The 23292-nt window shown below is 38.3% G+C and carries 24 protein-coding genes; 15 read left to right on the top strand and 9 right to left on the bottom strand.

From position 1 onward, the window contains the following. The first annotated feature begins 2 nt into the window (after nucleotides 1-2). The 7 genes from ccmD to H5117_RS11250 are packed head-to-tail and all read left to right on the top strand — an operon-like array spanning nucleotide 3 to nucleotide 5677. The gene (gene ccmD / locus H5117_RS11280; RefSeq protein WP_002959284.1) at nucleotides 3-206 is read left to right on the top strand and encodes a heme exporter protein CcmD; all 204 of its coding nucleotides are present in this window, start codon (nucleotides 3-5) and stop codon (nucleotides 204-206) included. Beyond that, on the top strand, nucleotides 203-682 hold the full coding sequence (gene ccmE, locus H5117_RS11275) for a cytochrome c maturation protein CcmE (RefSeq protein ID WP_002959283.1): 480 nt from the start codon (nucleotides 203-205) through the stop codon (nucleotides 680-682). Before ccmD ends, ccmE begins: the two co-directional genes overlap by 4 nt. Before the next feature lie 2 nt (nucleotides 683-684). Further along, entirely contained in the window at nucleotides 685-2655 is a 1971-nt protein-coding gene (locus tag H5117_RS11270; RefSeq protein WP_002959282.1) for a heme lyase CcmF/NrfE family subunit, read from the top strand. Beyond that, nucleotides 2652-3221, top strand: a complete 570-nt coding sequence (locus tag H5117_RS11265) for a redoxin family protein (protein WP_182737861.1) — start codon at nucleotides 2652-2654, stop codon at nucleotides 3219-3221. Before H5117_RS11270 ends, H5117_RS11265 begins: the two co-directional genes overlap by 4 nt. After that, nucleotides 3221-3682 carry a cytochrome c-type biogenesis protein gene (locus H5117_RS11260; protein ID WP_002959280.1) on the top strand — a complete coding sequence of 154 codons (462 nt, stop codon included), beginning with the start codon at nucleotides 3221-3223 and terminating at the stop codon, nucleotides 3680-3682. Before H5117_RS11265 ends, H5117_RS11260 begins: the two co-directional genes overlap by 1 nt. Next, the gene (gene ccmI, locus H5117_RS11255) at nucleotides 3683-4936 is read left to right on the top strand and encodes a c-type cytochrome biogenesis protein CcmI (protein WP_182737858.1); all 1254 of its coding nucleotides are present in this window, start codon (nucleotides 3683-3685) and stop codon (nucleotides 4934-4936) included. It abuts the gene before it with no gap. Between the two features lie 9 nt (nucleotides 4937-4945). Beyond that, nucleotides 4946-5677, top strand: a complete 732-nt coding sequence (locus H5117_RS11250; protein WP_182737846.1) for a VacJ family lipoprotein — start codon at nucleotides 4946-4948, stop codon at nucleotides 5675-5677. Nucleotides 5678-5824: 147 nt separating this feature from the next. Here H5117_RS11250 and H5117_RS11245 read toward each other — a convergent pair whose 3' ends face one another. After that, nucleotides 5825-7051 (bottom strand): EAL and HDOD domain-containing protein, encoded by a 1227-nt coding sequence (locus tag H5117_RS11245; protein ID WP_004335679.1) that lies wholly within the window; start codon nucleotides 7049-7051, stop codon nucleotides 5825-5827. Nucleotides 7052-7382: 331 nt separating this feature from the next. Here H5117_RS11245 and putP point away from each other — a divergent pair, with 331 nt between their 5' ends. After that, entirely contained in the window at nucleotides 7383-8861 is a 1479-nt protein-coding gene (putP, locus tag H5117_RS11240) for a sodium/proline symporter PutP (protein WP_149602304.1), read from the top strand. Between the two features lie 273 nt (nucleotides 8862-9134). On the opposite strand, the gene H5117_RS11235 is transcribed toward putP, so the two are convergent. Further along, entirely contained in the window at nucleotides 9135-9452 is a 318-nt protein-coding gene (locus H5117_RS11235) for a YebG family protein (protein WP_004335683.1), read from the bottom strand. Between the two features lie 314 nt (nucleotides 9453-9766). Here H5117_RS11235 and H5117_RS11230 point away from each other — a divergent pair, with 314 nt between their 5' ends. Further along, a complete protein-coding gene (locus H5117_RS11230; protein WP_165723515.1) occupies nucleotides 9767-10063 on the top strand; it encodes a helix-hairpin-helix domain-containing protein in 297 nt (98 codons plus the stop codon). Nucleotides 10064-10087: 24 nt separating this feature from the next. On the opposite strand, the gene H5117_RS11225 is transcribed toward H5117_RS11230, so the two are convergent. Continuing rightward, nucleotides 10088-10390, bottom strand: a complete 303-nt coding sequence (locus H5117_RS11225) for a DUF6170 family protein (protein ID WP_024595348.1) — start codon at nucleotides 10388-10390, stop codon at nucleotides 10088-10090. Nucleotide 10391: 1 nt separating this feature from the next. Next, nucleotides 10392-10910, bottom strand: coding sequence for a disulfide bond formation protein DsbB (dsbB, locus tag H5117_RS11220; RefSeq protein WP_024595347.1), 519 nt, complete (start codon nucleotides 10908-10910; stop codon nucleotides 10392-10394). A gap of 530 nt (nucleotides 10911-11440) precedes the next feature. Here dsbB and fadR point away from each other — a divergent pair. Together fadR and H5117_RS11210 are read left to right on the top strand one after the other, a co-directional pair. Next, nucleotides 11441-12154, top strand: coding sequence for a fatty acid metabolism transcriptional regulator FadR (gene fadR / locus H5117_RS11215; protein WP_004335692.1), 714 nt, complete (start codon nucleotides 11441-11443; stop codon nucleotides 12152-12154). Nucleotides 12155-12516: 362 nt separating this feature from the next. Continuing rightward, nucleotides 12517-13122 carry a peroxiredoxin gene (locus tag H5117_RS11210; RefSeq protein WP_007378637.1) on the top strand — a complete coding sequence of 202 codons (606 nt, stop codon included), beginning with the start codon at nucleotides 12517-12519 and terminating at the stop codon, nucleotides 13120-13122. Between the two features lie 87 nt (nucleotides 13123-13209). Here H5117_RS11210 and H5117_RS11205 read toward each other — a convergent pair whose 3' ends face one another. Both H5117_RS11205 and smpB read right to left on the bottom strand, forming a co-directional pair. Beyond that, the gene (locus H5117_RS11205) at nucleotides 13210-15801 is read right to left on the bottom strand and encodes a TonB-dependent receptor (protein ID WP_182737844.1); all 2592 of its coding nucleotides are present in this window, start codon (nucleotides 15799-15801) and stop codon (nucleotides 13210-13212) included. A gap of 425 nt (nucleotides 15802-16226) precedes the next feature. Further along, on the bottom strand, nucleotides 16227-16706 hold the full coding sequence (smpB, locus tag H5117_RS11200) for an SsrA-binding protein SmpB (RefSeq protein ID WP_004335699.1): 480 nt from the start codon (nucleotides 16704-16706) through the stop codon (nucleotides 16227-16229). A 146-nt stretch (nucleotides 16707-16852) separates the two neighbouring features. Here smpB and H5117_RS11195 point away from each other — a divergent pair, with 146 nt between their 5' ends. Further along, entirely contained in the window at nucleotides 16853-17293 is a 441-nt protein-coding gene (locus H5117_RS11195) for a type II toxin-antitoxin system RatA family toxin (protein ID WP_182737841.1), read from the top strand. Beyond that, the gene (locus H5117_RS11190; protein WP_138488725.1) at nucleotides 17290-17613 is read left to right on the top strand and encodes an RnfH family protein; all 324 of its coding nucleotides are present in this window, start codon (nucleotides 17290-17292) and stop codon (nucleotides 17611-17613) included. Before H5117_RS11195 ends, H5117_RS11190 begins: the two co-directional genes overlap by 4 nt. Before the next feature lie 132 nt (nucleotides 17614-17745). Here H5117_RS11190 and H5117_RS11185 read toward each other — a convergent pair whose 3' ends face one another. Next, a complete protein-coding gene (locus H5117_RS11185; RefSeq protein WP_004335706.1) occupies nucleotides 17746-18105 on the bottom strand; it encodes an outer membrane protein assembly factor BamE in 360 nt (119 codons plus the stop codon). A 107-nt stretch (nucleotides 18106-18212) separates the two neighbouring features. On the opposite strand from H5117_RS11185, the gene H5117_RS11180 reads away from it, so the two are divergent. Further along, nucleotides 18213-18542 carry a GIY-YIG nuclease family protein gene (locus tag H5117_RS11180; RefSeq protein WP_024594786.1) on the top strand — a complete coding sequence of 110 codons (330 nt, stop codon included), beginning with the start codon at nucleotides 18213-18215 and terminating at the stop codon, nucleotides 18540-18542. A gap of 94 nt (nucleotides 18543-18636) precedes the next feature. On the opposite strand, the gene H5117_RS11175 is transcribed toward H5117_RS11180, so the two are convergent. Beyond that, nucleotides 18637-20556 carry a methyl-accepting chemotaxis protein gene (locus H5117_RS11175; RefSeq protein ID WP_182737838.1) on the bottom strand — a complete coding sequence of 640 codons (1920 nt, stop codon included), beginning with the start codon at nucleotides 20554-20556 and terminating at the stop codon, nucleotides 18637-18639. Between the two features lie 192 nt (nucleotides 20557-20748). Further along, nucleotides 20749-22221, bottom strand: coding sequence for a ketol-acid reductoisomerase (gene ilvC, locus H5117_RS11170; RefSeq protein WP_004335714.1), 1473 nt, complete (start codon nucleotides 22219-22221; stop codon nucleotides 20749-20751). A 138-nt stretch (nucleotides 22222-22359) separates the two neighbouring features. Between ilvC and ilvY the strand changes: the two genes are divergently transcribed. Next, nucleotides 22360-23265 (top strand): HTH-type transcriptional activator IlvY, encoded by a 906-nt coding sequence (gene ilvY, locus H5117_RS11165; protein ID WP_024594947.1) that lies wholly within the window; start codon nucleotides 22360-22362, stop codon nucleotides 23263-23265. Nucleotides 23266-23292 lie beyond the last annotated feature (27 nt).

Genomic DNA, 23292 nt, shown 5'->3' with positions numbered 1-23292 from the left:
TTATGCAGTTTGACTCTTTTTCTGATTTTATTGCAATGGGAGGTTATGGATTTTATGTCTGGCTTTCTTTTGGTACATGCGCACTTATTTTACTCGGTATTTTAGTGAACTCTTTGAGAGACACCAAACGTATTATGGCTTCAGTGGAGCAACAAATAATACGTGAAGCGCGAATTAAAAAAGCTAAGCAGGAACAAATCTCATGAATCCAAGACGTAAAAAGCGACTATTGGTAATTATTGCCGTACTGTTTGGTATTGGTGGGTCAATTGGTTTAGTGCTTTATGCACTGCAAGAAAATATTAATCTTTTTTATACGCCAAGCGAATTAATTGATGGCAAAGGCCCTAACAAAGAAAAACCACATATAGGTCAAAAGTTACGTATTGGCGGCATGGTTGTGCCAGGCACGGTTGAGCGTAATGAACAAAGCTTACAAGTAAGCTTTAAGCTAATAGATACAGGCCCATTAGTGACTGTGCGTTATCAAGGCATATTGCCAGACTTGTTTCGTGAGGGGCAAGGCATTGTAGCGCAGGGCGTATTAGTCGAGCCTAATGTTATTGAAGCATTTGAAGTGCTTGCAAAGCATGACGAAGAATATATGCCAGCAGAAGTTGCAGAGGCAGTTAAAGGTATTAAGCACGAAAAACCAAAATACAACTTAGATAGTGGTAATTAGCTATGATCCCAGAAATTGGTTATTTTTCTTTAACGCTTGCTATGGTGCTAAGCGTTTTACTGTGTATTTTTCCTCTTTGGGGCGCGCATACTGGTAATCTTCGGTTAATGCGTGCGGCTCCATCTTTAGCAATAGGCCAGTTTGCTTTTGTACTAATCTCTTTTGCTGCACTTATTTATGCAAGTTTAACAGACGACTTTACCGTATCTTACGTAGCGTATCATTCAAGTAGTACGCTGCCTTGGTACTATAAAATCACCTCTACGTGGGGCGGTCATGAAGGTGCTATTTTATTATGGTTAGTAATGCAAGCGGGTTGGACTGCTGCTGTAGCAGCGCGTTCTAAATCATTACCTTGGGTATTACGTGCTCGCGTACTGGGTGTACTTGGTTTTTTAGGTGTAGGTTTTATGATGTACACCTTACTGCTTTCAAGCCCGTTTGAGCGCCTACTTCCTTATTTTCCGGTAGAAGGGCGTGACTTGAATCCGCTGCTTCAAGATCCAGGTATGATTATTCATCCACCATTACTGTACATGGGTTATGTGGGGCTGTCGGTTGCTTTCTCTTTTGCTATAGCTGCATTGTTAACAGGTAAACTTGATAACACATGGGCTAAATGGTCACGCCCGTGGACGATGACTGCGTGGGGTTTCTTAGGTTTAGGTCTTACTATTGGTAGCTGGTGGGCGTATTCAGAACTAGGCTGGGGCGGCTGGTGGTTTTGGGATCCAGTAGAAAACGCAGCGCTTATGCCTTGGCTTGTTGCAACCGCATTACTGCATTCATTAAGTGTGACAGAAAAGCGCGGTATATTTAAATCATGGACCGTATTACTCGCAATTGCAGCATTCTCTTTAAGTTTGCTAGGTACGTTTATTGTACGCTCGGGTATTATTGTATCGGTACATGCGTTTGCTACAGACCCCGATAGAGGCTTATTTATACTCGCCTTTTTAGGCATCGTTGTCGGTGGTGGCTTGGCGTTATATGCAATGCGTGTGTCACAAGTTCACAGTGAAGGACGATACAAGCTGGTATCGCGCGAAGTGGCGTTATGGCTCAATAATATATTTTTAGTTGTTGCTACATTAATTGTTATGTTAGGTACATTGTTGCCAATGGTTCATAAAGAAATGGGCTTAGGTAGCATTTCTATTGGCGAACCGTTTTTTAATAAGATGTTTGCAATAATTTTAGTACCATTTGCTATTTTGATGGGTATCGGACCACTTTTACGTTGGAAGCAAAACAAGTGGGCTTTTTTGCAAAACAAAATATTAATGGGCGTATTAGCAAGTGTTGTGATTACCTGCGCTTGGTTATTCTCAAGTTACGATTTAGTAAAACCACTTACGTTATTAGCGACAACACTGGCGGTTTGGATTGCAATATCAACAGGGATTGATATTTACACCAAAGCAGCTGTGCACGGGAGCTTAAAAGAAGGCTTAAAACGCTTTACTGTAAGTTACTGGGCTATGGTACTTGGGCATATTGGTATTGCATTTATTATTGCGGGCGTAACACTTACCTCTGCTTATTCAGTAGAGCGAGATGTATCGATGAAACCGGGTGAAATAGCACAGCTTAATGAGTATGAATATCGCTTTGATGGCGTTAAAACTATTCGTGGGCCAAACTACAGCGGTCATGCGGGCGTTGTATCTGTGCTTAAAAATAATGAGCTAGTAACACGTTTACACGCCGAAAAACGTAAATATGACATTGGTATGCAGTTTATGACTGAGGCGGCAATAGATGCCGGTTTTAAACGTGATTTATATTTAGCATTAGGTGAGCAATTAAGTGGTGATGCATGGTCACTTCGCATTTATCATAAACCATTTGTACGCTGGATATGGATTGGTGGCGTGCTTATGTCATTTGCAGGTTTCATGATTTTGTTTGATAAACGTTACCGTACATCAGCTAAAACAGCCCGTAAAGATGTACCGGAGAGTGTTTTATGAACCGTAAAATTTTAGCTATTGCGCCGCTTTTAGTGTTTGCTTTTGTGTGTGTATTTTTATACCAAGGTCTTTTTGCCAACCCTCGTGAAATTCAAACAGGGCGGATAGGTCAAGAAATGCCAGCGTTTAATTTACCTGATTTAATGCAAGACAATAAGCAGTGGGCCAACGAGTCGTTAAAAGGTGAAGTTTACTTATTAAATGTATGGGGTACGTGGTGCCCAACATGTTTAGTCGAACTTGGTTATTTAACTAAGTTACGTGAGCAAGGCGTTAAAATTATTGGACTATATTACGTACAAGGTTACGACTCTGATTTTGATGGCCCGTTTGATATGCAATCACTTCGCAGCGAAGTCACTGATATGCTGCAACGTGCAGGTGACCCTTACCAATTTAATATTTTAGATTTACACCGTACTTTGTCGTTGGATTTAGGCGTGTCGGGTGCGCCAGAAACTTTTTTAGTCGATAAAAACGGCACTATTTTGTTACATCACACCGGTGATATAAATCCGCGAGTATGGCGAGCTAAATTTGCGCCAATTATGCAGGAGCTTAAATAATGAAGTGGTTACTACTTACGCTTAGCCTTTTTGTAAGCATGGGTGCGTTTGCACAGCAAGATCGCTATCAATTTGATAACAACAAACAAGCAATATTGTTTGAAGAGTTAACCAAAGAGCTACGTTGCCCTAAGTGTCAAAATCAAAACATTGCGGACTCCGACGCTGTTGTTGCTAAAGACTTGCGCGATAAAGTACTCGTATTGGTTAAAGAAGGTAAAAGTAAAGACGAAGTGATTGATTACATGATAGACCGCTTTGGTTATTTTGTTCATTACGACCCACCTGTTACACCCGCTACTTTAGTACTTTGGGTATTACCTGTATTAATTGTAATTGTTGGCTTTGGCTTTATTGTTATTCGCCAACGAAAAGCATCAGTAAAACAAACATGGAGCAGCGACGATGAAATGCTGCTAGCGAAGCTAATTGAACAAAATAAACGTCAGGAGCAAAGCTAAATGATTTTAATGTGGGCGTGTTTTGCCTTACTCACACTGGTTGCTCTTAGCTTTGTTATGATACCTTTTTTAAAAAAAGAGCGCGTTCAAACAATTACTCATAATGCCAATGCTGAGCTAATTAGCATTTATGAGCAGCGTTTAGTTGATTTACAAACTGATTTAGATAATCAACGTATTGATGGCGTAAACCACGCAGAATCAATTGTTGAATTAAAACGTCGCTTATTGAATGAGTTATCACCAGAAAAATCACTAAACAGCAAAGGTAATAACCGTATTTTTGCTTTAACAGGCGGTGCATTTGTTCTTGCACTTACAGGGATTTTTTATAGTTTTACAGGCAGTCAGCAGCAAATTTCGGCTTGGCATGACGCAATGGATAATTTAGCTGAATATGGCGAGCGTGCTGTAATGCAAAAAGGTGAGCCGCTTAGTCAAAATGAGCTGCAGGCTTTTGCATTGGCGCTTCGTACTAAACTTAGCCGCTCTGGCGATGATGAAGTTGCTTGGATGCTACTTGGTCGAGTGGCTATGTCGCTTAATGAATTTGACATGGCGCAGCAGTCATTTGATAAAGCACTACGTATGAACCCTGATAATATGCAGGTTCTTATTAGTTACAGTCAGGTTTTATTACTTGAAGGTAGCGAAGCTAATATGACTCGCGCGGCAGGTATGCTTTCAAAAGTGCTAAACGTTGAGCCTACTAATTTAGATGCTATTTCGTTACTAGCGCTGATAGCGTATGAGCGTAAAGATTGGCCGCAAGCTAAAACTGCATTTGAAGTTTTATTGGCGAGCATGGAAAAAAATGATTCACGTTATAACATGATCTCAGAACGTATTGCTGATATTGAGCAACAAATGCAAAGTGAAGGCTCAGTTATGCCAGTTACTACTACAACGGGTGCTATTGCAGTTACAGTCGACATTGCAAAAGAGCTTATTGATAAACAGCCAAAAGACGGTATTTTGTTTATATTTGCAAAAGCTGCAACTGGCTCACCTATGCCATTGGCTGCTGTTAAGCTTACTAAATATTCATTTCCAATTACAGTTGAGTTGAGTGATAGTAGTGCAATGGTTGCAGGGCTTAACCTATCTAGTGCAGAAAATATTATTATTTCGGCGCGTATTTCTATCGATGACTCTGTTATGCCAAGCTCTGGTGAGCTAGAAGGTTATTCACAGGCGTTAAAGCGTGAAAGTGTAAGTGACTACCAACTTCAAATTGATACATTAATACCTTAAGGACGTTAGATGTTAAAACACAGTTTTACTTTTTTATGTTTATTGATACTAGCCGGCTGTGCTCAAGTCCCTCAAAGCAAAGTAGATGAAAGAGATCCGCTGCAAAGTATTAATCGTCCATTATATGACTTTAATATGGATGTACTGGATGCTTATTTGTTGCGCCCAGTTGCTGTAGGTTATGTTGAAGTAACGCCTGTACCGGTAAGAAACGGTATTGTTAATTTTACAGGTAATATCACCGCACCTGTAGATATGATCAATGCGGGTTTGCAAGGTAAACCGGGTAATGCAAGCGTGAGCTTAGCACGCTTTTTAATTAACTCTACTGTCGGTCTTTTTGGTATCTTTGATGTTGCAAGCTCACTAGGTCTTGAAATAGTCGATGAAGACTTTGGGCAAACGTTGGGTGTATGGGGCGTAGGTGATGGCGCCTATTTAATGCTACCAGGTATGGGGCCAACAACAGCACGTAACCTGACCGGTGATGTAGTCGACAACTTTGTATTACCTGAAGTTGCGCTAACGACTCCACAAACTATTTTAGTATTTGTTTTAAAAGCAGTTGAGGCGCGTGCATCTTTAATACCACAAGAAGGGCTATTAAATGATTCACTTGATCCGTACTTATTTGTAAAAGATATTTACTTCCAGCGTCAAATTTATGAGCTGTACGATGGCAATCCACCAGTTAAAGAAGAGCCAGCTGATTTTGATGAAGACTTTTTAGAAAGTTTATAATTGAAGCCACTAATAAAAACGCCAGCTAAATGCTGGCGTTTTTATTTACTGTTTATATAGAATCTGAACTTTGGCTAGAGAAAAATAAACTTAGATATCATTATGATTCAATATATTAGTAAATGTTTTAACCAGAGTTCGGGTTACTTATTTTTCGTTAACTATTAACTGCATTTGCTCATTAACCCAAGTCAGTGCTTCATGATAGGCATCAGGAACTTTTTCACCTAGGTTTAGTTCTTTCGTTAATTCGTTTGCGGCTGACCAGTTAGCTTGTTCATAATACTTAACTAAGTTTAAATATTTTGCCAGCAAGCCTTCATCGTTTAATAACGCTGCTTTTATGTCATTCGAAAGTGGAAGCTTTTTCATAACGCTTTCCATACTCTCATCTAAAATAGCATCCATAAGAGACATCATACCGGTTAAAAATGCCATGCCGGTATCTTTAAATTGTCCATGGGATATAGCGAGTAACTCACCAAAACGAGCGCGCGTAAGCGATAGCCTAATTAGCTCTACAGGTTTATCTGCTGATACTTGCGCTGCAAATAATAATGATAATAGTTTTTTAATTTCGTTAGCACCAAGCACTATAAGGGCTTGCTTAATGGTACTTATTTCAGCACGCCTTGCAAAGGCAGCAGAATTTGAATACCTAAGTAATTTGTAAGATAGGTTTACATCACGCTCAAACACATCAGTGATTTTTTTAAGATCCATATCAACGCTTGATGTTTCGTAAAGTAATTCAGCTAATGCCATTTCTGAAGGCGGTAGAGCCTTACTTTGTACCATTTCCGGTTTGGAGAAGAAAAATCCTTGGAAATAATCAAAACCAAGCTCTAGAGCTTGTTGGTAAATTTCATAGGTTTCTACTTTTTCGGCAAGTAACTTAATATGCGAGTGCAGTTTTAAATCATTAAGAACCGTTTTTATTGTATCTATATCAGATGCTAAAAAGTCTATTTTAATAATATCAATAAATGGATAAAAGTGGCGCCAAACAGGCTGATGAATATAGTCATCAAGAGCAATAGTGTAACCTTTATCTTTTAGATCTTTCACTATGGCTAATAATCGCTTCCCAGGTTGCACAGTTTCAAGGATTTCTACAACTACAGTATCTTTGCCCAGTAGTGTTGGGTAGCCCTTTGATAGCGTTTCTAGGGTGAAATTTATATAGGCGGGTTTATTGTCGGTTAAATCTTCTAAGCCGAAATTAAACTGACTACCTTCAATTAGTCGTGTAGTTGCCTCGTCACCGTCTATATCGGGAAATACGTTATCAACGCCATCGCGAAATAAAAGTTCATATCCGATGAGCTTTTTATCTCTGTCTAAAATAGGTTGGCGTGCAGCGTAAAAATACATAAACAGTTCCGTAAGAGTAATCTAATTAGTTATTGTAATAATATATGGCAAAAGACTCAAAATAGCATTACGTATATTTGCTAGATTAATAAATTATCATTAAAAATTAAGGTCTTTCTAGTATTTAATTTATTATATTTCACCAATTCGCTTTAAAATTATTCAACATGAGTATTTTTGTATCAGGTGAGGGCAACAAGTTGGAGATTTTATTATCAAGCATGATATAGTCAGCGAGAATGGTTTTTACCCCAATAGTGTCTTAACTATAAAATTTTAAGAGTCATTATTTGGATTAAAGCCTATTATTAATAATTATGCGGAGGCTAATTTGGAAACAGGAATGATTATTTCACTAGCATTATATTTTATTGTAATGTTAGGTATCGGACTATATGCATATAAGCAATCTACTGACGATGTATCTGGTTACATGTTAGGTGGACGAAATCTATCTCCAAGTGTAGCTGCACTGTCTGCAGGTGCATCTGATATGAGTGGCTGGATTTTAATGGGCCTACCTGGTGCGATGTTTGTTACTGGTTTTAGTAGTACATGGATAGCAATTGGCTTGGTGATTGGTGCTTGGTTAAATTATCTGTTAGTTGCACCGAGATTACGTGTTTACACTGAAAAAGCAAATGACTCTATAACCATCCCAGACTACTTTTCAAATCGCTTCAATGATAAATCCAACCTATTACGTGTTGTATCAGCTGTGGTAATTATTGTTTTCTTTACTCTTTATACTTCATCTGGTGTTGTCGCTGGTGGTAAATTGTTTGAAAGCTCATTTGGTTTAACTTATGAAATGGGTTTATACATTACAACGGGCGTAGTTGTTTTATATACCTTGTTTGGTGGTTTTTTAGCTGTAAGCTTAACTGACTTTGTGCAAGGTTGTATTATGTTCATTGCACTTATTCTAGTACCAACGGTTGCATACTCTTTGCTTGAACAACCTTTAGAATCAACTTTACATAGCGTAAATCCAGATATGCTTAACTGGATTGGTGCAGGTTCTGCATTAGGTATTATTTCTGCAATGGCTTGGGGTTTAGGTTATTTTGGCCAACCACATATCATTGTTCGTTTTATGTCGGTACGTAGTGTTAAAGATATGCCTAAAGCACGCCGTATTGGTATGACATGGATGATTGTTGCTGCCATTGGTGCTGTTGGTACTGGTATATTTGGTGCAGCTTATACTTATGAGAACAACATTGTAGTTGAAGACCCTGAAACAATTTTCTTAATTCTTTCTGAGTTGCTGTTCCATCCACTTATTGCTGGCTTTTTACTTGCTGCAATTTTGGCTGCGATTATGAGTACTATCTCATCTCAATTATTGGTTAGTTCAAGTTCATTAACAGAAGATTTCTATAAAACATTCTTACGTAAAGATGCCAGTGATAAAGAGCTAGTTGCTGTTGGCCGTATTAGTGTTGCCGTAGTTGCTATGTTCGCTATTTATTTAGCTTACGACAGAGATAGCTCTATTTTAGACCTAGTAAGTAATGCGTGGGCTGGCTTTGGTGCTGCGTTTGGACCTCTTGTATTGTTTAGCCTTTATTGGAAACGCATGAACTTTGCTGGTGCGTTAGCTGGTATGTTAGTAGGCGCATTTACTGTGCTAATTTGGATATATGGACCATTTACTATCAATGGTGAAAGCTTAAGTAGCTTTATGTACGAAATAGTACCGGGCTTTATTTTAGCGAGTATTGCAATTGTTGTTGTTAGCTTAGTAACAAAAGAGCCTGAGCAAAACATCACTGCTTTATTTGATGAAGTAGAAAAAGAGCTTTAATTAGCAATTACTATTTATTTTAAAATGAGTAGTAATTAATACCAATCCGCAATAATACTTAATCATTTTGCGGGGCTAAACGTGTTGCTACCGGCGTTAAAAAATTCTCATTTAGAACAACTAAATATCGAATTTTTGCCTAGCTATCAACACGTTTTTCCACCCTCAAAGAGATCATTTAATTAAGCGAATTGGTATAATAAAAAAGGGAGCAACTTAGTTGCTCCCTTTTTTATTTAGTTTGTCCCGTTCGAGGAGGGAGCATTCTATGAATTAACTTACTTTTTTATCGTTGTTATCTTCAATTGATGCAACGTTATCTGACTTTTTACTTTTTGCTGGCGCTTTGGTAACAGCTGGATCTTTGCCACCTTTTAATATGGTCATAAAATCATCTTTGCTTTTCGCTATTTCTAAAGCAAGTGATTCAATTTGTTGCTCACTAAGCGGTACGTCTACCTTTTCTAGCATCAGCTCAAGTGATTCTGCTATATCGAGCATCTTGTCATAAGCATCCGCTTCTTTTTTGGTAGTAAACGTCATACGCTCGACTCCGTTTCGTTCTACAACATATTTAACAACAACAGCCATGATTTCTCCTGCAAAATTGCTTGGCACCGTGGTTTTTAAAAAACCATTAGATTACTGTTTTTATGTACAGTAATGGTTTGTAAGTAAATTTGCAAGCGCGAAGTATTAATTTTTAGGTGTCTTAAATTTGACAAAAAACGGTAACTTTACTTTAGTTAAGCAATCACTTTGTTGTACCAGCTGCATTTTCAGGATTTCGGATCATAGTGATAATGCGTTTAGGTACACTTTAAGTGATGAACTTTACAGTTCCTTATTTATTGATTTCCTGAGCAATACTCAAAATTAAGAAAAGAAGAATAAGGGCAAGTTTAATGAAAACGTTAAAAAATTTACTCATCATAAGTTTATTATGTTTACTACCCGCGACTACCGCGTATGCACAATTATCAGAAGTAACTAAGCAAATGCCTCAAGCTGAGACAATTAGTATAAATAATGCTGATGCAGAGATGCTTGCTAAGTTACCTGGTATAGGTAAGAAAAAAGCGCAGGCAATTGTGGATTATCGTGAAGAAAATGGCGAATTTAAAAGCGTTAGTGATTTATCGCAAGTTAAAGGGATTGGCAAAAAACTTTTAGCTAAATTAGAGGGGAAACTTTCACTTTAATATTTCTAAAAAGTAATCAGGGTGCTAGGCGCCCTGATTAAATTGTTTTAGCGCATCGCTTAAGTGCTTTTTAGCAAAGTTAATTTCAATAGGTGTAGTTAATAGTGGATAGCACAATCCGCCAAGTATCAAAAATGGTATTAATATCCAACCTTTAAATACAGTGAATATTAAAAATAGTGGGCTAAGTAATAGCAACTTTATAATACGCAATAGAACTTTATCAGTTGGCGATAGCTGACTTAATGCAAGCGCAATTACGTCTTGACGCTGGCGTACTTTTAAATGCTTAAGCTGGTCTAATTGGCTTGAAAAAAATGTAAACATATCAAATCGACTTTTTAATTGATAAACGGGCAATAATTATAATAAATAGCGTTAGTGAGAAAATCCCAAATATCACTTCCATCCAAGCAGGCATGCTCATGCCAACAAACTGCCAATCTATATTTCCACAATCCCCGGTAGCTTGAAAAAAGCTAGGTATCCATTCATGTAGTGGCATAAATGATGGGAAATTTGGTTCAAACTCGCAGCTAAATGCAAAAGGGTCTGTGGTGGTCTGCATATCAATATGTTCGCGAGCAATTAAGTATCCCCAAACACTCGATATTCCCCAAATAACATACGCTATCATACGCACAGTTTTACTTTGTGGTTTACTTGAGCCTACAATCCCTGCGCCTAATAACCCCAATACTGCAGTGCGTTGATATATACACATTATGCAAGGCGCTAACCCCATTTTGTATTGAAAGAAAAGAGCGGTAACTTCAAGTAAAAAAACGATAGCTGTAAATAAAAGCCACGGGGTTCGTTGGGTAGGTAATTGTGCAAGCCAGTTCATAAAAATTCCGCGTTTTAATAGGACGTTAGATTATGACGTAGGATAAAGTATGCAGCAACAAAAAGGAAAAAAAAGCTACCGAAGTCGCTTTTTATAAGATGAAATTAATGACTACTCAATTCAGCCTTAGCAAAGGTTAAATGACGTTCTATTATTTTCCCATCGATACATAAGCTCAGTTATATTGCTTACTTATACTAAGGTGATGCATCATCTAAAGAATTTTTTATGGTTGCACTTTTTTGTACTTTTTCTTATGGCAAGTGCGGGATAAGTTAATTAAGCTCAGGCGCTGCGTAAATAAAAATATCTCCATAATAACAATGTACCTACAATGAATATTACTCTAGATATTCATGCATTGTAGCTAAATTAGAGAAACCCAAATTTAATTATTTATTAATTTTAAATTTCTACCCATTTGCTTTATTAATATATATTACTTTACTTGTTAGTTGTGCTTCGTCTGGTACAATCAGTCAGTTATTCGTGTAAAACGATGAGTGTTGATTAATTCGAGTGGGAACTGGATGAGAATTTTTAAAGCGAAAAGCCCAGCAGGATTTGCTGAAGAATATATAGTTGAGTCCATTTGGAACGGCGATTTCCCTCCAGGTTCAATTTTACCTGCCGAGCGAGAACTTTCAGAGTTAATTGGTGTTACAAGAACAACCTTGAGAGAAGTACTACAGCGTTTAGCGCGTGATGGTTGGCTAACAATTCAGCATGGTAAACCTACTAAAGTAAATAACTTTTGGGAAACGTCTGGCTTAAACATTCTTGAAACATTAGCGCGCTTAGATGAAGACAAGATGCCAGAGCTGACAGATCAGCTTTTATCTGCACGTACTAATATTAGTGCTATTTATACACGTGCTGCAATTAAGTTAAATCCTGAACGCGTAATTGAAATTTTATCACAAAGCCATGAGCTAGAAGACACCGCTCAAGCATTTGCCGACTATGATTATAAAGTGCATCACGAATTAGCCGTTGCGGGTAATAACCGTATTTATGTATTAATACTTAATGGTTTTAGAGGCTTTTATTCAAAGATTGGTTGTCATTACTTCTCTGATGCCGGAACTCGTGAACTTGCTCGTCAGTTTTATAAAGATTTAACCATTTTGGCAGAAAATAAAGAGCATGATGGTGCTATTTCGATGATGCGTAAATACGGTCATCAAACAGGTGAGATTTGGCAAAAAATCCGTGGTGATATGCCCTCAGATATAATGGACTAAGTCTAAGCGAGAAACCTGCATTTGCAGGTTTTTTTATATCTATAAAATTTAGCGCCACCGTATATGAAATTCTAAAAAGTTTAATGTATAAACCACTTCGATATTTTTAAAATTTCTACTTAGTTACAACGCAACTTACCCTTTAAAATAGACCTATTATTTAAGCATATTAGTGCAAGTTGCAAGTGTTCGTTATTTTCGATTGCTCACATCGTTAAATGCGATTGTTCTTTTGCAGTGAATAACTTTAGAATGCCAATTAATTATATGTATGCGCTATTGGTTTTTAATTTTTAGCGCCCATATAAGTACCAGCATTGCGAAAGCAATTGAAAACAAACTCAAAATATTTGGAGAATAAAATGGGTGTATTAGTAGGCCGCCAGGCACCAGACTTTACCGCTGCAGCTGTTCTTGGTAACGGTGAAATTGTAGATAGCTATAACCTTCATGAAACAATTAAAGGTAAAAAAGCAGTTATCTTCTTTTACCCACTAGATTTCACGTTTGTATGTCCTTCTGAACTTATTGCATTTGATAAGCGTTTTGAAGAGTTTCAAAAGCGTGGCGTAGAAGTAATTGGTGTTTCTATCGATTCACAATTCTCACATAACGCATGGCGTAACACTGCTGTTGCAGACGGCGGTATTGGTAAAGTTCAATACGCACTAGTTGCAGACGTTAAACACGAAATTTGTAAAGCATATGACGTTGAGCATCCAGAAGCGGGTGTTGCGTTCCGTGGTTCTTTCTTAATTGATGAAGAAGGTAACGTACGTCACCAAGTAGTGAACGATTTACCACTAGGTCGTAACATAGACGAAATGCTTCGCATGGTTGACGCGCTAGCGTTCCATACTGAGCACGGTGAAGTATGTCCTGCTGGTTGGACTGAAGGTAAAAAAGGTATGGACGCAAGCCCTGAAGGCGTTGCTAAGTTCTTATCTGAAAACGAAGGCGAGCTATAATTTAGCCCTTAGTTTTAAATAAAAAAACCGCCAATTGGCGGTTTTTTTATTTGTAGCGTTAGCTCACTTTAAAATAAGCTCGCAAAGTTAAAACGAGAAACTAACTTTAGTGTAGAAGTATCGGCCTCTAGGGTTGTGTACACCTGAGGCATAACCGTATAGATCAGCGTCGCCATCACCAATTGCAAATGGTGGCTCTTCATCAAATAAGTTATTTACACCTAGCGATACTTTAGTTGAGTCAGTAACACGATAAGATGTTTGTAAGTCTACCAATGTTTGCGAATCAATCATACGTGATGTATTGCTATCAAAGTCTAAATTACCGTCAAAATCAATATCAGGGGTATCTTCAAACTCACCTACATAACTGATGTTTACGTTTGTATTAAACTCGCCAATTTCCCAGTTTGTAGAGAAAATCCAGCGGTGCTCTGGATAGCCATACTCACCGGTGTAATCGCGGCCATCTTTTTCAAATTTATTTTGGTATGCCCATTCTAAATTAAATTTCAATAAACCTAAGTCATCAAGTGAGTGATTGTAGTTAGCTGAAACATCAACTCCAGATACTTCTTGCGAAGAAACGTTTTCAAATGTGCTGTAAATTTTTTGAATTGTTCCTAAGCTATCGCCACCTGTAGGTGTTAAGCGCACACATACAGTACTATCTTGGTTATTACACTCAGAGTTATAAATTGGACCAAACTCTTGCTCATCAATTTTGTTATCTTGAGTGATGCTCCACACATCGACACTTAAACCAAACTCAGCAGAAGGCGCCCAAATAAAGCCGACATTCCATGATTCTGATTCTTCAGCTTCAAGGTCAGGGTTACCAGCAAATTCAATGTTGTAATCAAGTGCATCACAATCAAGGCCCGTTGCTTCACATCGGTATGTATCTACAAAGAATTGGCTTTCTTGAGATGGACCTAAACCAACTTGTGCCAAAGAAGGCGCTCTAAAGCCTTGTGCCCAAGAGCCACGCACTGTGATTTCATCAGTAGGCGCCCAGCGAAGAGCTACTTTAGGGTTTGTTGTTGTACCGAAGTCACTGTAGTCATCGTAACGGCCAGCAAGTTGTAGCTCTAAATTATCAGCAAGAGGGATAGAAAACTCGACATAGGCTGCGTATTGTTCACGATCTGCAGATGCAGATACAGACTCTGTGCCAAATATTAAACCACGTTGAAATTGATCATCTGGAATGTCATTAACGTCTTCTTCACGGTACTCAATACCTGCAGCCATCATTACTACATCATCGCCAAAACTAAATGCTTCACCTGTAATGTTTGCATCAAAGGAAGTCATGTGAGACTCACCACGACGCACTAAGCTTGTTGTAATACGATCAATTACAGCAGGGTCGTTGTATGTGCCACCAAATGGATTGTAGTTTCCTGCATCAATTTCTTGTTGTAAGAAATCAGTACGCACCCAACCTTGTGTTCTATCACCTGTTTGCAAAGATTTACTTCGGCCTTTTTGTACAGCGGTTTCCCAACTCCAGTCATTAAACTCACCTCTAAGCCCTGCAACAAAGCGAAGAGTATCTGATTCAATATCCCACTGGCGTGCGCCAGCATCAACTGTACGGTAACGACCAATTTGAATGTCTTCACCAAATGGATTGTTAGGGTGGCTAGCTGGGACAGTTAAGCCTGCATCTTCATCAAGTGGAGTAGGGGCTCCGGCCGCAACAGACGTATTGTGCTGTACTGCCATTTCTAAAAAGCCCGTAATGCCATTATCAAAGTTATATTCAAATTGAGAAATAGCACCCACGCGTTCAGACGCTGGTGCGATATAACCGTAGGGGCCGTAATCAAATAAACAACTGCCGCTTGAAGTTGCATTTTCAGCAGGACAAGCCGGATCAATTGTTTTAACACCGTCTACATAAAAATATCCAGGGAAGCCACGAGATGAGCGAAAATCTTCACCACCATAAGGTGATTGATTTGCTGTACCTAAGCTGCCCATTTCATCAGAAGAAAGAGATGTATTTTTAAAGTAATCGATAATAACTGATGCGCTACTTTTCTCGCTAGTAGTACCCCATACTAAACTTGCTGTTGTTTCTTCATAATTGGGACCATCAGTACCACCGTAGCCCAAATTAACTTCAACACCGTCAATGTCTTTTTTCAAGATAACGTTTACAACACCCGCTACTGCGTCTGAGCCGTAGATAGCTGAAGCACCATCTTTTAGTATATCGATTCGCTCAATGGCAGAAACTGGGATACTGTTAATATCTACAAATGAGTTTGTGATACCTTCGGCAAATGCACTAATAGATACACGACGGCCATTGATTAGTACGAGCGTAGCATCAGCACCTAAGCCACGTAAACTAACAGCAGCAGACCCATTTGCAGTTGAATCTTGGTTGTTACCACGTGTTGAGAAAGTACCGCTACCCGCGACAGGCATTCTTTCGAGGAGTTGTTGTAGGTTGTCATAACCCATGTTCTCAATATCAGCTCTTGCGATTGATTGAACCGGAGAAGGTCCTTCGATATCTGAACGTTTGATTCGTGAGCCAGTTACTTCAATGCGCTCTACTTTTTTAGCTTCTTCAGCAGCGTAAGTTGTTGTTGTAAAACCTGCTGAAAGTGCGATTGTAGCACCTGCAATTAAGCTAGGTGTAAATGCAGTTGATTGCTTCATCCTTAAGTCCTTGTTGATATGTTATAAATTTAGTTGCTCTATACCAATCCTTTTTAAATTGTTAAATAAATCCCATATTTAAGCGGATTGATATAACAAGCGACGACATTAATATCATGTAACTTAAGTGTTAGCAATTAGACTGAAATGTGATTTTAGTATGGTTTTTTGTGTGTTTTTGGATGATTTTAAAACAGATGTTATGCGCTGAAGAAGGTTGAAATAGGCGCATATGCTTTATTTTGGAAATAACAAATACAGCCTAAATGCGAGTAATAATTAAATTAATTAATTCACAATAAAATTGTAATAAATTATTTACATGTATATTCTGAATGAATAGTAATCTTGTTGTATATTAATAAAACAAATAATAGTTGGTTTTTTAATAAAAAAACGCCTAACTTGTTAGTTAGGCGCTGTGCTTATACTTTGTGTTTCATTAAACGTTCTTTTTCGCGAGACCAATCTTTATTTTTCCCGTCGTCACGTTTATCGTGCAACTTTTTACCTTTTGCTAGATGAAATTCAAGTTTTACCCAACATTTTTTCCAGTACATAGCTGTAGCTATTAATGAATAGCCATCTCGCTCTGTTGCACCGAGTAGACGGTCAAGTTCGCGTCTGCTTAATAGTAACTTACGATAACGCAACGGATCGCAAATTACATGGGTTGATGCACTATTAAGTGGCTGGATTTGCGCGCCAAGCAAAAATGCTTCGCCATTTTTAAGATGAATATAAGTTTCGGTGATGTTTACCTTACCTGCTCGGATACTTTTTACTTCCCAGCCTTGTAGTTCAACACCTGCTTCAAACTTATCGTGTAAAAAATACTCATGTCGCGCTTTTTTGTTTAGCGCGATGGTATTACTTGTCGATTTTGATGAATTTTTCTTAGCCATAGTGCCCTATAATATACGTAATGTGAGATGTTTTACATCGATTTTTTAATAATGCTTTTAAAAATTAAGCTTTAATTTAAGCAGCATGAAAATTTGGGGAAACGCGCAAAGCTTGCTAAAATTCGCCCACACAGTTGGGAGTGAGTATGCCACAAATAGAAAAAAGTGCGCTGGTTATGTACAGCACTAAAGAGATGTTTGATCTAGTTAATGATGTAGAAGCTTATTCGCAGTTTTTACCAAATTGCTCAGACTCAAGAATTGTTTCACAGCATGATAATAACATGACCGCGAGTTTAGAAATATCCAAGGCGGGTATAAAAAAGTGGTTTACCACCGAAAACACCTTTGTTGATGAGCAAACAGTGTTACTAAGCCTTGTTGATGGACCATTTAAGATGTTAAAAGGACGTTGGCACTTTCAAGAGCTTGACGCCAAAGCATGTAAAGTTCACTTGCAACTAGAATTTGAATTTTCAAGTAAGTTAATAGAGCTTGCCTTTGGTAAGATTTTTAACGATGTTGCAAAAAATATGGTGAGTGCATTTACTCAACGTGCAAAACAGGTTTATGGAGCGAGAGCATGATTAATGTTGAGGTGGTATTTGCATTACCAACCACGGCCACGTGTTTATCAATTGAAGTGCCACTAGGGACTACAGTCGAGCAAGCTGTTATTCAGTCAGGTATTATACAAAAGTGCCCTGAGATAGATGCTACATCGCTAACTTTAGGTGTGTGGAATCGAACTGTAAAAGCTAACTATGAGTTAAAAGACGGTGACCGTATAGAAATATATCGTCCATTAATTGCAGATCCTAAAGATGCGCGTAGAAAGCGTGCAGAAAAAGCTAAAGAAGAAGGGCGTGCAAATAAAATAACGGGTGGCCGCCCACTCGAAAAGTAACGAAAATCGATATAAACGTGGAAAATTTAACGGATTAAATCACACGCTGACGTTGTTTAAAATGGTAAAAGCTTTTAAATAAACCAATAAAAAAGGTGAGCCATGCTCACCTTTTTTTACCACTTGAGAAATTTATTGCTCGAGCGGTGTAGTAAAGTTTTCAGGTTGGTCATAATCACCTGAAATTGAAACTAACTTTTCATTTTCAAAGTTAATTACTAACTCTTTATTTTGCTCGTTTTTACGGCCTTTATTGAAGCTGTAAATATAACGCCAAGTATTGTTATCAAAGGCGTCTTCGGCAATAGGTCTGCCTAATACGTAAACAACTTGCTCTCGAGTCATATTTACACGAAGTTTTTCAACATCCGATTGCTCTAAAAAGTTGCCTTGTGGGATGTTAATTCGGTATACCCAGCTAGAGCAACCTGCTGCTGAGCTAAGTGTTAAAGCAACGATAAGCCAAAGAGAAAAAGTTTTTAACGACTGCATTGTTAGTTGTGATCCTTATTTTTTATAATCTGCATGATACCGATTAGTCACTGAAGGTAAAACCCTTTTAAGCAATTGTTTTATGTTAAGGGCGTTAAGGTAATGTTTTGACCATAAATAATGAAAAAAGTTTACAGCACATCGAAACGAATATTTTAAAAACGGAGTCTACTTGGTTTTTATATATAGTTGAGACACGATTTGGTCATTGGTACACAGGGATCACGACTAATGTTGAAAAACGCTTTGCAACTCATCAAGCCGGCAAAGGGGCCAAAAACCTTAGAGGGAAAGGGCCGCTTTTACTTATTCATCAACAACAAGTTGGTAATAAAAGTGAAGCAAGTAAACTTGAGTATCAATTAAAAAAGCTCCCTAGAGCCAAAAAAGAAGCATACGTTTTAGCATTTAATACCGGCGACACTAAAATCATTTAGTTAATTTATTTAGATTAAACCGTATTCGCTGTGGGCAAAAGCTAGCTTTTAATATAGCTTTTGCTCACAAAGGAAATATAGCAGTTATAGCTGCTTAGCGATGTTTTTCAAAGGTAGCGACAAGTGCATCGAGTGTTTGAGCGCTGTTTGCCAAGTCACGAATAGCTTGCTCTGTATTGATTTGCTCGCTCATTGCTTTATCGCTAATTTCACTTATTTGCTCTATGTTACGACCTACATCAGCAACCACATTACTTTGCTGCTCAGTTGCAGTTGCAATAAGCGTAGCCATATCGTTTATTTGATTAGCTGTTTCGGCTATCGCATCGAGTAATTCTACTGAGCTTTGCATGGCTCCAACGCTTTGCTGCGCTTTATCTTTTGATTGGCTAATATCGTTAACTACATCATCAGATATTCTTGTAAGCTCTTCAATCATAGATTGAATTTCGGTGGTTGATTGCGATGTACGGTTTGCCAGAGCGCGTACTTCATCAGCAACAACAGCAAAGCCTCGGCCGTGCTCACCTGCGCGAGCAGATTCAATTGCCGCGTTTAAAGCAAGTAGATTAGTCTGATCCGATATCCCTCTAATTGAATCCACAATACTTGCTATATCAACCGTTTTTTTAGAAAGCAAAGTAACTTGCTCTGTTATGCCATCAATATCGCTAGCTAGGGCTGAGATAGTTGCCTGGCTTTGTAATACTTGTTTGTGGCTTTGAATGGTGTTCTCACGGCTGTTATCGGTTAACTTAGCTGTATTCGCTGCGCTTTGTGCTATTTCTTGCACTGTAGCGCCCATTTCGTTGATAGCTGCTGCGACAGATATTGTTTGCTCTTTTTGATTATCAATTGCTTGCGAGTTTCGTTTTGCCTGTTCAAATACATGATCAGAACTTTGGCGAATATCGTGGCTTTCACTGGCAACTTGAGTAATCGCTGTTTCTATTTTATTTATAAACTGGTTAAAGCCATTGCTTAGATTGTTGAGCTCTGGTTGGCTTGATTCTGGTAAGCGGTACGCTAAGTTTGCATCGCCAGAGCCTAAGCGTGAAAATAACTCAGCCATTTTAGAAAGTGGAGATGAAAGAGAGCGAGCAAGTAAGTAACTAATCAAGCTAGCAACTAACGCGGTAATTACTGTAAAAGTAAATATTTGCCATTGTAGGGTGTTTACACTTGCGAATACTTCACTTTTTGGTACTTGAGCTACAACATATAAGTCAGTGTTTTTAATTGGGGTTGCAGCTATAAGAGTAGGTTCGCCATTTAAGCTAATTTCTTCTAGTGCAAAGCCATTACTATTAAATAGTTGGCTGTGAATATTTGCAGTATATAAATCGTCAATATTTGCTTTTGCTACTTTATTTGCATCTTTATGAAGTTGAATTAATCCATTTTTATCTGCAATAAATACAAAACCTGTTTGCTCAATTTTAAATTGCTGTAATAGCTTTTGCATATCAGTGATGCTTTTTGCAAGACCTGCTAAACCAGTACCATTAGCTTGCTGATGATTTACAAACATTTTCACATCATTGGCTGACTCTTGATAAATACTGATAGAATAAGGTTGTTTTGATTGTTTGAACGCAAAAAACCAGCCATCAGCTGTATCGTTTTTTAACACACGCAAAAAACCATTTTGGTTCCAGTACTGTGCAGTGTCTCTATTTGCCCAAGATGCTGTTGCTAAATCGTATTGCTGGGCAACACGATTTAATTCTTTTAATAATAAAGTGTCGTCTTGATTACTAGACTGAGCCCATTGTAAAACAAATTCGTTTGATGATAGTTGCTGAGCAGCACCAAGTAACTCGTTAATTTCACCGCCTATATGATTACTGATTGTTTGCAGTTTACTAGGTAGCTCTGACTCGATCATACGTTGCTCAATTATGTCTTTAGAGCTGTATAAAGAGGTCAAGCCAATCAGTGCCGCTACGCATATAGCAATAACACTGCCTAAAGCTGTGATTTTTTGAGTAATAGAAAGGTTTTGTATCGTCATGATATTAATTAATTTTACAACTGAGTAGAGGACTATACTAGCACATTATTTATTTAGAGCTAGATATTGCCTACTGTGAAATGAATAGAAGGTAGCGTGTTATGGTTAAAATTTTATGGATATGCATAAAAAAGCCCATAAGCAAAGCATATGGGCTTGGTTTCTAACAAGCGAAACATTTATCGTTTAGGGTTAAACAATCTTTTTCATTGCTGACATGTAGCCACGTAATTTAGCACCTACTTTTTCAACTGGGTGTTCACGAAGGGCGGCGTTAATTTGAATTAATGTTTGGTTATCAACTTGGTTACTGTGCTCGCCAAGGCCTTTACCAATAACATCTGTATCAATTTTTTTCATAAAATCTGCAAGTAATGGTAAACATGCATGGTTATATAGGTAACATCCATACTCTGCAGTGTCAGAAATTGTACGGTTCATTTCAAAAAGCTTTTTGCGTGCAATAGTATTAGCAATTAATGGCGTTTCATGTAAAGACTCGTAGTAAGCTGACTCTTCAATAATACCGGCTGCTGTCATGGTTTCAAAAGCAAGTTCAACACCTGCTTTTACCATTGCTACCATTAAAATACCGTTATCAAAAAATTCCTGTTCTGAGATTTCTACATCGCCAGCAGGGGTCTTTTCAAAGTTAGTCTCTGCTGTTTCAGCGCGCCATTTAAGTAAGTTTACGTCATCGTTATTCCAGTCTTCCATCATAGTGCGTGAGAAAGTGCCGTCGATGATGTCATCTTGATGCTTATTATAAAGCGGGCGCATAATTAGTTTTAGCTCTTCGCTTAGTTCGAACGCTTTTACTTTTGCAGGGTTTGAAAGGCGGTCAAGCATGTTTGTAACGCCGCCGTACTTAAGTGCTTCGGTAATTACTTCCCAGCCGTATTGAATTAGCTTTGATGCATAACCCGCATCAACGCCTTTTTCTATCATTTTATCAAAACATAAAATAGAGCCAGTTTGTAACATGCCACATAAAATGGTTTGCTCGCCCATTAGGTCTGACTTAACTTCAGCAATAAATGATGATTTAAGTACTCCTGCACGGTGTCCGCCAGTCCCTGCTGCATACGCTTTAGCTTGTGCTAAACCATGACCTTGAGGGTCATTTTCTGGGTGAACAGCAATTAGAGTTGGTACACCAAAACCGCGTTTGTATTCTTCACGTACTTCAGAACCAGGACACTTAGGCGCAACCATGATTACAGTAATGTCTTCACGTACTTGCATGCCTTCTTCAACAATATTAAAGCCATGAGAGTAGGCAAGTGTAGAGCCTTTTTTCATAAGCGGCATAATTGCACTTACTACAGCAGTATGTTGCTTATCTGGTGTTAAATTAAGAACTACATCAGCTGTTGGGATTAGTTCTTCGTAAGTGCCAACAGTAAAGCCGTTTTCAGATGCGTTCAAAAATGATTGGCGACGCTCAGAAATAGCTGATGCGCGTAATGTGTAAGAAACATCTAAACCAGAGTCACGTAAGTTTAAGCCTTGGTTTAAACCTTGTGCGCCACAGCCTACAATAACTAGTTTTTTACCTTTAAGTGCATCAACGCCATCGGCAAATTCGCCTGCGTCCATAAATTCACATTGCGCTAATTGCGCTAATTGCTCGCGTAAAGGTAAGGTATTGAAATAATTCGCCATTGTTAGTGTCCTATAAAGTCATGTTTGTTAGATGCGCAATGTTTACTGCGCTTACAAACACCATATGTAAAATCGTTGCTTGCGTAAAATGATATATTTGAATTAAAGTGTTTCATAATATGAAATGCAGGGGGTTGGATGGAACATAAGCACTTAAACTACTTTTTAGCGTTGGCTAAAACACTTCACTTTGGGCGCGCAAGTGAGCTTTGCCACATAAGCGCACCCACTTTGAGCCGAAATATAAAACATTTGGAAGAAGAAGTTGGAGTAGCATTGTTTATCCGCGATAACCGAAGCGTTAAATTAACGCGTGAGGGGGAGTCCTTTATTGATTACGCAACGGCAACGCTTGCTAATTGGCAACGTTTTAAAACGAATGTAAAAGACCCACAACAGCATATTTACGGCAAAGTAAGTATTTATTGTTCTGTAACTGCATCTTATAGTTTTTTACATCAAATATTAGAACAACTTCGTGCGCAGCATCAGTACATAGAGATAACATTAAATACAGGCGACCCAGCACTTGCTATAAATCGTGTGCTTGATGGCCACGAATTAATGGCAATTGCAGCTAAGCCTAATAAATTACCGTCGCAAATTGCCTTTGTTGATATTGGGCACTCACCACTTTTATTAATTGGCCCAAAAATTCAATGTCCGATCACACAAAAGCTTACACAAAATAGTGATGATATTAATTGGTCTGATTTAGAGTTTATTGTCCCAGAACAAGGTTTTTCTCGCCAAAGGTTAGAGCATTGGTGGCGCAAAAATAATATTCACGGAAAAATCTACGCTCAAGTTGCAGGACATGAAGCAATGGTATCTATGGTGAGCTTAGGACTAGGTGTCGCTATGGTCCCTAAAATAGTGCTAGATAACAGCCCGCTGCAGGATAAGGTACAAATACTAACACCAAAAATGCAAGCACCTGAAGGGTTTGATATCGGTTTGGCGGTATTAAGAAAAGAGTTAAATGACCCTGCAATCAGTGCGTTGTGGAATATTGCGCAAACTTTAGAAGCAAAAGCAATTTAATATACACACAGAGCAAGTAAATTAGTT

The sequence above is a fragment of the Pseudoalteromonas sp. SG45-1 genome (genome assembly GCF_014164135.1).
GTDB lineage: Bacteria > Pseudomonadota > Gammaproteobacteria > Enterobacterales > Alteromonadaceae > Pseudoalteromonas > Pseudoalteromonas distincta.
This window is presented reverse-complemented; position numbering and strand designations above follow the sequence as displayed.

Excerpts from the sequence above, each read along its gene's own strand:
- ilvC (WP_004335714.1), bottom strand. The coding sequence starts at position 22,221 with ATGGCGAATTATTTCAATACCTTACCTTTACGCGAGCAATTAGCGCAA.
- ccmI (WP_182737858.1), top strand. The coding sequence starts at position 3,683 with ATGATTTTAATGTGGGCGTGTTTTGCCTTACTCACACTGGTTGCTCTT.
- H5117_RS11175 (WP_182737838.1), bottom strand. The coding sequence starts at position 20,556 with ATGACGATACAAAACCTTTCTATTACTCAAAAAATCACAGCTTTAGGC.
- H5117_RS11205 (WP_182737844.1), bottom strand. The coding sequence starts at position 15,801 with ATGAAGCAATCAACTGCATTTACACCTAGCTTAATTGCAGGTGCTACA.
- H5117_RS11230 (WP_165723515.1), top strand. The coding sequence starts at position 9,767 with ATGAAAACGTTAAAAAATTTACTCATCATAAGTTTATTATGTTTACTA.
- fadR (WP_004335692.1), top strand. The coding sequence starts at position 11,441 with ATGAGAATTTTTAAAGCGAAAAGCCCAGCAGGATTTGCTGAAGAATAT.
- H5117_RS11270 (WP_002959282.1), top strand. The coding sequence starts at position 685 with ATGATCCCAGAAATTGGTTATTTTTCTTTAACGCTTGCTATGGTGCTA.
- H5117_RS11250 (WP_182737846.1), top strand. The coding sequence starts at position 4,946 with ATGTTAAAACACAGTTTTACTTTTTTATGTTTATTGATACTAGCCGGC.
- H5117_RS11210 (WP_007378637.1), top strand. The coding sequence starts at position 12,517 with ATGGGTGTATTAGTAGGCCGCCAGGCACCAGACTTTACCGCTGCAGCT.
- ccmE (WP_002959283.1), top strand. The coding sequence starts at position 203 with ATGAATCCAAGACGTAAAAAGCGACTATTGGTAATTATTGCCGTACTG.
- ccmD (WP_002959284.1), top strand. The coding sequence starts at position 3 with ATGCAGTTTGACTCTTTTTCTGATTTTATTGCAATGGGAGGTTATGGA.
- dsbB (WP_024595347.1), bottom strand. The coding sequence starts at position 10,910 with ATGAACTGGCTTGCACAATTACCTACCCAACGAACCCCGTGGCTTTTA.
- H5117_RS11260 (WP_002959280.1), top strand. The coding sequence starts at position 3,221 with ATGAAGTGGTTACTACTTACGCTTAGCCTTTTTGTAAGCATGGGTGCG.
- H5117_RS11225 (WP_024595348.1), bottom strand. The coding sequence starts at position 10,390 with ATGTTTACATTTTTTTCAAGCCAATTAGACCAGCTTAAGCATTTAAAA.
- smpB (WP_004335699.1), bottom strand. The coding sequence starts at position 16,706 with ATGGCTAAGAAAAATTCATCAAAATCGACAAGTAATACCATCGCGCTA.
- H5117_RS11235 (WP_004335683.1), bottom strand. The coding sequence starts at position 9,452 with ATGGCTGTTGTTGTTAAATATGTTGTAGAACGAAACGGAGTCGAGCGT.
- H5117_RS11265 (WP_182737861.1), top strand. The coding sequence starts at position 2,652 with ATGAACCGTAAAATTTTAGCTATTGCGCCGCTTTTAGTGTTTGCTTTT.
- H5117_RS11185 (WP_004335706.1), bottom strand. The coding sequence starts at position 18,105 with ATGCAGTCGTTAAAAACTTTTTCTCTTTGGCTTATCGTTGCTTTAACA.
- H5117_RS11195 (WP_182737841.1), top strand. The coding sequence starts at position 16,853 with ATGCCACAAATAGAAAAAAGTGCGCTGGTTATGTACAGCACTAAAGAG.
- ilvY (WP_024594947.1), top strand. The coding sequence starts at position 22,360 with ATGGAACATAAGCACTTAAACTACTTTTTAGCGTTGGCTAAAACACTT.
- H5117_RS11190 (WP_138488725.1), top strand. The coding sequence starts at position 17,290 with ATGATTAATGTTGAGGTGGTATTTGCATTACCAACCACGGCCACGTGT.
- H5117_RS11245 (WP_004335679.1), bottom strand. The coding sequence starts at position 7,051 with ATGTATTTTTACGCTGCACGCCAACCTATTTTAGACAGAGATAAAAAG.